This is a genomic window from Streptomyces sp. NPDC004788, from assembly GCF_053601115.1.
On the sequence record NZ_JBSGBF010000190.1, the window covers coordinates 1 to 4,512 of the forward strand.

Here is a 4,512-nt window from a genome sequence, read left to right on the forward strand (position 1 = left end):
GTACGCCGAGGGGGGCCCCGCCGCCGCACGGGGGGGGCCCCCTTCGGCGTACGGGGAACGGGCTCAGCGCCCGCACGGGAACGGGATCAGCGCTTGCGGCCGACCGCCGACCAGCCGGGAATCGGGTCGTCGCCCTGGACCGGGACGGGCTCGCCCAGCTCCGGGTGCCACTCGGCGGTGAGCGAGACGCCCGGCTCGACCAGGTCGAGACCGTCGAAGAACGCGGCCAGCTCGTCCCGGGAGCGGGGCCGCAGGGTCAGGCCCCGCGCCTTGTACATGGCGGCCGCCCTCGCCGCGCCCTCGGGGTCGAAGTCCCCGGTGACGTGCGAGAGGACCAGGTAGCTGCCCGGGGCGAGCTTGTCGACGAGCTTGGCGACCAGTTCCTCCGCGCCGTCCTCGTCGCCGATGAAGTGCAGCAGCGCGAGCATCGACAGGGCGATGGGCTGGTTGAAGTCAAGGACCTTTCCGGCCCTTTCGAGGATGAGCTCCGGGTCGCGGGCGTCCGCCTGGATGTACTCGGTGGCCCCTTCGGGGGTCGAGCGCAGCAGGGCGGCCGCGTGCGCGAGCACGATCGGGTCGTTGTCGCAGTAGACGATCCGGGCCTCCGGAGCGGCCTGCTGCGCGATCTGGTGCAGGTTGGGCTCGGTCGGGATGCCGGTGCCGATGTCCAGGAACTGGCGGACGCCGTGGGCGCTGAGCCAGCGGATGGCGCGGTGCATGAAGGCCCGGTTGACCCGGGCCATGTCCCGGCCGCGGGCGTCGACGGTGAGGAGCTGGCGGGCCATCTCCTCGTCGACGGGATAGTTGTCCTTGCCGCCCAGGAACCAGTCGTACATCCGCGCGGGATGCGGCTTGCTGGTGTCGATGTGCACGGGGTCCTGGGGGGTCATCGGCTCTCCTCGGCGGGTCGAACGGTGGCGCTTGGTGCAAGTGTTACGCGATGTGGGAGGAGGGACGGAAGGGTTCAGGTGAGCAGGAAGTCAGCCTGACCGGATTTCGCCCCCTGGATGAACGCGGCGATCTCTCCGTGGGTGTAGATGAGCGCGGGTCCTTCAGGGTCTGCGGACTGTCGCACGGCGACCCTGCCGTCGGCCAGCTTCATGGCCTCGACGCAGTTGCCCCCGTTCCCGCCGCTCCACGGCTTGTGCCAGCCCTCGGCACCGAGCTCTGCGGCGGGCATGCCGTTGTATATGCGATTCATTCACAGCTCCTTGCGGAGATTCCGGAGAATCTCCTTCGTGCGTTGTGCAGTCGCGGCCTGGGCCGCCATCCGGTCCATGACCTCCAGGTGGGAGGCCACCTCCGGGCGCGCGTCGAGATAGACGGCGCCGGTCAGGTACTCGCTGTAGACCATGTCCGGGAGTTCGGGCATGGCGAACCGGAAGAGGACGAACGGTCCGTAGGTGCCGGGATGGTGGCCGGACGCGAACTCCGCGATCTGCAGGGTGACGTTCGGCAGCTCCGACGCTTCGAGCAGCCGGTCGAGCTGAGCGCGCATCACTTCGGGCCCGTCACCGACCGGTCGGCGGAAGACCGTCTCGTCCATGATCACCCAGAACTTGGGCGCGTCCTCCCTGGTCAGCAGGGACTGGCGCTCCATGCGGAGGGCTACGTGGCGTTCGGTCTCCTGAGATTCCTCGGCATTTCTGCCGCCGACGGCCCCGCTGCGCAGAATGGCGCGGGCGTAGTCCGCGGTCTGCAGCAGACCGGGGACGAACTGGGGTTCGTAGGCCCGGATGAGGCTCGCGGCCCCCTCCAGGCTGACGTACATCGAGAACCAGCCGGGCAGCACGTCGTGGAACCGCTGCCACCAGCCGGGGAGGTTGGCCTCCTCCGCGAGGGCGACGAAGCCCTCGGCCTCGGAGTCCGGGATGCCGTACGCCTTCAGCAGCAGCTGTACGTACGGGATCTTCAGCGCGACCTCGGCCGTCTCCATGCGCCGGATCGTGGCCGGAGCCACCCGCAGGATCTTGGCGGCCTCTTCCCGCTTGAGGCCGGCCCGCTCGCGCAGATCCTGCAGCCGCTTGCCGAGGACGACCTGTCCCACCGTGGGGGCGGACCGCGGCTCGCTCACTCTGAAGACCTCCCGGACGCGCTGATTTCGAGGAGAGTGTGCCACGACCCGACCAGAGAGAACACCGCACTCTGCAATTTTCAGAGTGCCACTTGCCAAGTGTCCGAGTCGGGAGCACAGTATTCCGGTGAACCAGTACGCATGCCGACGTGCGATTCGCCACGCCGGTATGTGTACGGCACTCCTGCCCACAGTTGTGAGGATCCGGTCGTGGCTTCTGGTAACGCGCACGCTTCAGGTGTCATGAGCCCCCGCGTCATGAACCAGCGCACACGGCCCCGGACCTCGCACGTCGACGAACGCCGCTTCGCCTTCGAACTGGCCGCGCGCACCGAGTCGGTCGCCCGGGCCCGGCGGCTCGCCGAGGAACGGCTCATCCTGTGGGGCTGCGGCGCGGACATACGCGACACCGTCGCGCTCGTCGTCTCCGAACTCGTCACCAACGCCGTCGTGCACACCGCGAGCAGCCGCGTCGTGTGCGAACTGCGCGAGGGCGAGGACCGGTTGCGGATATCCGTGCGCGACGAGGGCGGCCCCGCCGGGCCGCGGATGCGCGAGTGCGGCGAGGAGGAGCGCGGCCGCGGGCTCATCCTGGTCGACGCGCTGTGCAGCGCGTGGGGCGCGGACCGCACCGGGCACGGCACGGCGCAGATCGTCTGGGCGGAGCTCGCGCACGGCATGGGAGAGCCGTGCTGAGGTCCATGGCGACGCTGCTGCTCCCGCGCTCCCGCAGGAGCCCCGGTCCCGAGAACGGCTCCGGGTCCGGTGGCCCCCGCTCCCTCGCGCCCGTCGGCGAGACCCGGCTGCGCGTCCCGGTCGACCTCCCGGCCACCCTGGGCTGCGACGCCGTCGGCGTCCCCGCCCGCTACGGCTTCCGCATCCTGTCCCGGCTGCCCGCGAAGGGCTGCGTCTACGCGGACAGCGACTGGTGGTGGTGGCTGGTCCCGGCCGGCTCCGACGCCGACCTGACCTGGCCGCTGCCCGCCTGCTACGCCTCCGGGGCCGCGATCCCCGACCGCGGACCCCGGCTGATCCACCACCCCGACGGCGGTTCGCCGTACACCCCGCCCATCCCGCTCTATCTGCTGATCTGCCAGCTGACCGGGATCGCGCCGTCGTGGAGCGTGCCGCCGCCGCAGGTACGCAGCGCGCTCTGAACGGAACGGCTGTCGCACGCCGTAGGGTCGGGGGCATGTTCTCCCCCGAGGGACCCACGCTCCGCGAGCTGACCCGTCAGGCGCTGTCCTCGGTCGAGCACGGCTACGACCTGCTCGCGGCCAAGTTCGACGCGACTCCGTTCCGCACCTCGGACCGGCTGCTCTCGGCGGTCGCCGAGACCCTGGAGCCGCTCGGGCCGTTCGGCTCGGGCCTCGACGTCTGCTGTGGCACGGGCGCCGGTTTCGCGGTGCTGCGCTCGGTGTGCGCGGGCCGGACCGCCGGCGTCGACTTCAGCTCCGGCATGCTCGCCGAAGCCCGCCGCGCCCACCCCGCCGCGACCCTCGTCCGCGCCGACGCCCTGGCCCTGCCCTTCGCGCCGGTCTTCGACCTCGCGGTCAGCTTCGGCGCCTTCGGCCACTTCCGCCCCGCCGAGCAGCGCGCCCTCTTCGCCCAGGTCCACGCCTCCCTGCGCGCCGGCGGCACCTTCGCCTTCCCCCTCCCGGCGCCGCCGCGCGTGGGCTCGGCCCCGTACTGGACGCTCTGGGGCTTCGACGCGGCGATGCGCCTGCGCAACGCCGTGTGGCGGCCGCCGTTCGTCATGTACTACCGCACCTTCCGCCTCGCCGACGTGCGCGCCCGCCTGGAGGGCGCGGGCTTCGGGGTGGAACTGCTGCCGGTCCGTTCACTGGGTCACCGGGAGGACGGCAGCCCGCGATGCCGGCTGGTGGTGGCGCGCAAGCCCTGAGGCAAGGGGATGGACGGGCGGGCTGCCGTCCATGAGGATGCTCGCGTGACGCCATCAGATACGAGATCCGCCCGGCGCCGACCCGTCGTCCGGCTGGTGCTGGCCCTCGTGCTCCTGCTGCCGCCGGTCTTCGTGCTCTGGTCGTCCGCCCAGGAGGCGCTCGCGCACCCCAGCTCCGACTGGATGGTGAACCACCGGACCAGGCAGTCGTTCGAACGGGCGGCGCTGACCGTCGCCGGGCTGCCGCTGGCCGGCGCTGCCTGCGGGTGGATCTGGGCGCGGCTGAAGGGGCGGAGCTCCCGGCTGCCGGCGGCGACCGGGCTGCTGACCGGCGTGCTCGCCCTGTGGGGTCTCGGGATCGTCGGCTTCTACCTCGCCCTCAGCCGGATGCACATCCCGTGGTGATCCCGGAGCGGGAAACGCGGAAGGCCCCTGACTTTCGTCAGGGGCCTTCCGGCTGGTGTCCGAGGGGGGACTTGAACCCCCACGCCCGATAAAGGGCACTAGCACCTCAAGCTAGCGCGTCTGCCATTCC

General features: G+C 71.4%; 7 protein-coding genes. 4 read left to right on the top strand and 3 right to left on the bottom strand.

Annotated features, from left to right (window positions below; genetic code table 11):
- Nucleotides 1-86: 86 nt before the first annotated feature.
- From ACWEJX_RS37450 to ACWEJX_RS37460, 3 genes are all read right to left on the bottom strand, one after another.
- Nucleotides 87-890 carry an SAM-dependent methyltransferase gene (locus tag ACWEJX_RS37450; protein WP_451611874.1) on the bottom strand — a complete coding sequence of 268 codons (804 nt, stop codon included), beginning with the start codon at nt 888-890 and terminating at the stop codon, nt 87-89.
- 74 nt (nt 891-964) lie between these two features.
- Nucleotides 965-1,201: a DUF397 domain-containing protein gene (locus ACWEJX_RS37455; RefSeq protein WP_399726047.1), complete on the bottom strand. Its 237-nt coding sequence runs from the start codon at nt 1,199-1,201 to the stop codon at nt 965-967.
- Nucleotides 1,202-2,074: a helix-turn-helix domain-containing protein gene (locus ACWEJX_RS37460; protein ID WP_403789674.1), complete on the bottom strand. Its 873-nt coding sequence runs from the start codon at nt 2,072-2,074 to the stop codon at nt 1,202-1,204. It abuts the gene before it with no gap.
- 258 nt (nt 2,075-2,332) lie between these two features.
- On the opposite strand from ACWEJX_RS37460, the gene ACWEJX_RS37465 reads away from it, so the two are divergent.
- Genes ACWEJX_RS37465 through ACWEJX_RS37480 form a run of 4 tightly spaced genes read left to right on the top strand, consistent with a single transcriptional unit; the run spans nt 2,333 to nt 4,382 of the window.
- Nucleotides 2,333-2,770, top strand: coding sequence for an ATP-binding protein (locus ACWEJX_RS37465; protein ID WP_451611875.1), 438 nt, complete (start codon nt 2,333-2,335; stop codon nt 2,768-2,770).
- 5 nt (nt 2,771-2,775) lie between these two features.
- On the top strand, nt 2,776-3,231 hold the full coding sequence (locus ACWEJX_RS37470; RefSeq protein WP_451611876.1) for a hypothetical protein: 456 nt from the start codon (nt 2,776-2,778) through the stop codon (nt 3,229-3,231).
- A 35-nt stretch (nt 3,232-3,266) separates the two neighbouring features.
- On the top strand, nt 3,267-3,977 hold the full coding sequence (locus tag ACWEJX_RS37475; protein ID WP_451611877.1) for a class I SAM-dependent DNA methyltransferase: 711 nt from the start codon (nt 3,267-3,269) through the stop codon (nt 3,975-3,977).
- Between the two features lie 45 nt (nt 3,978-4,022).
- Nucleotides 4,023-4,382, top strand: coding sequence for a hypothetical protein (locus tag ACWEJX_RS37480; protein ID WP_451611878.1), 360 nt, complete (start codon nt 4,023-4,025; stop codon nt 4,380-4,382).
- Nucleotides 4,383-4,512: the final 130 nt, after the last annotated feature.

Excerpts from the sequence above, each read along its gene's own strand:
- ACWEJX_RS37450 (WP_451611874.1), bottom strand. The coding sequence starts at position 890 with ATGACCCCCCAGGACCCCGTGCACATCGACACCAGCAAGCCGCATCCC.
- ACWEJX_RS37455 (WP_399726047.1), bottom strand. The coding sequence starts at position 1,201 with ATGAATCGCATATACAACGGCATGCCCGCCGCAGAGCTCGGTGCCGAG.
- ACWEJX_RS37465 (WP_451611875.1), top strand. The coding sequence starts at position 2,333 with ATGAACCAGCGCACACGGCCCCGGACCTCGCACGTCGACGAACGCCGC.
- ACWEJX_RS37470 (WP_451611876.1), top strand. The coding sequence starts at position 2,776 with ATGGCGACGCTGCTGCTCCCGCGCTCCCGCAGGAGCCCCGGTCCCGAG.
- ACWEJX_RS37475 (WP_451611877.1), top strand. The coding sequence starts at position 3,267 with ATGTTCTCCCCCGAGGGACCCACGCTCCGCGAGCTGACCCGTCAGGCG.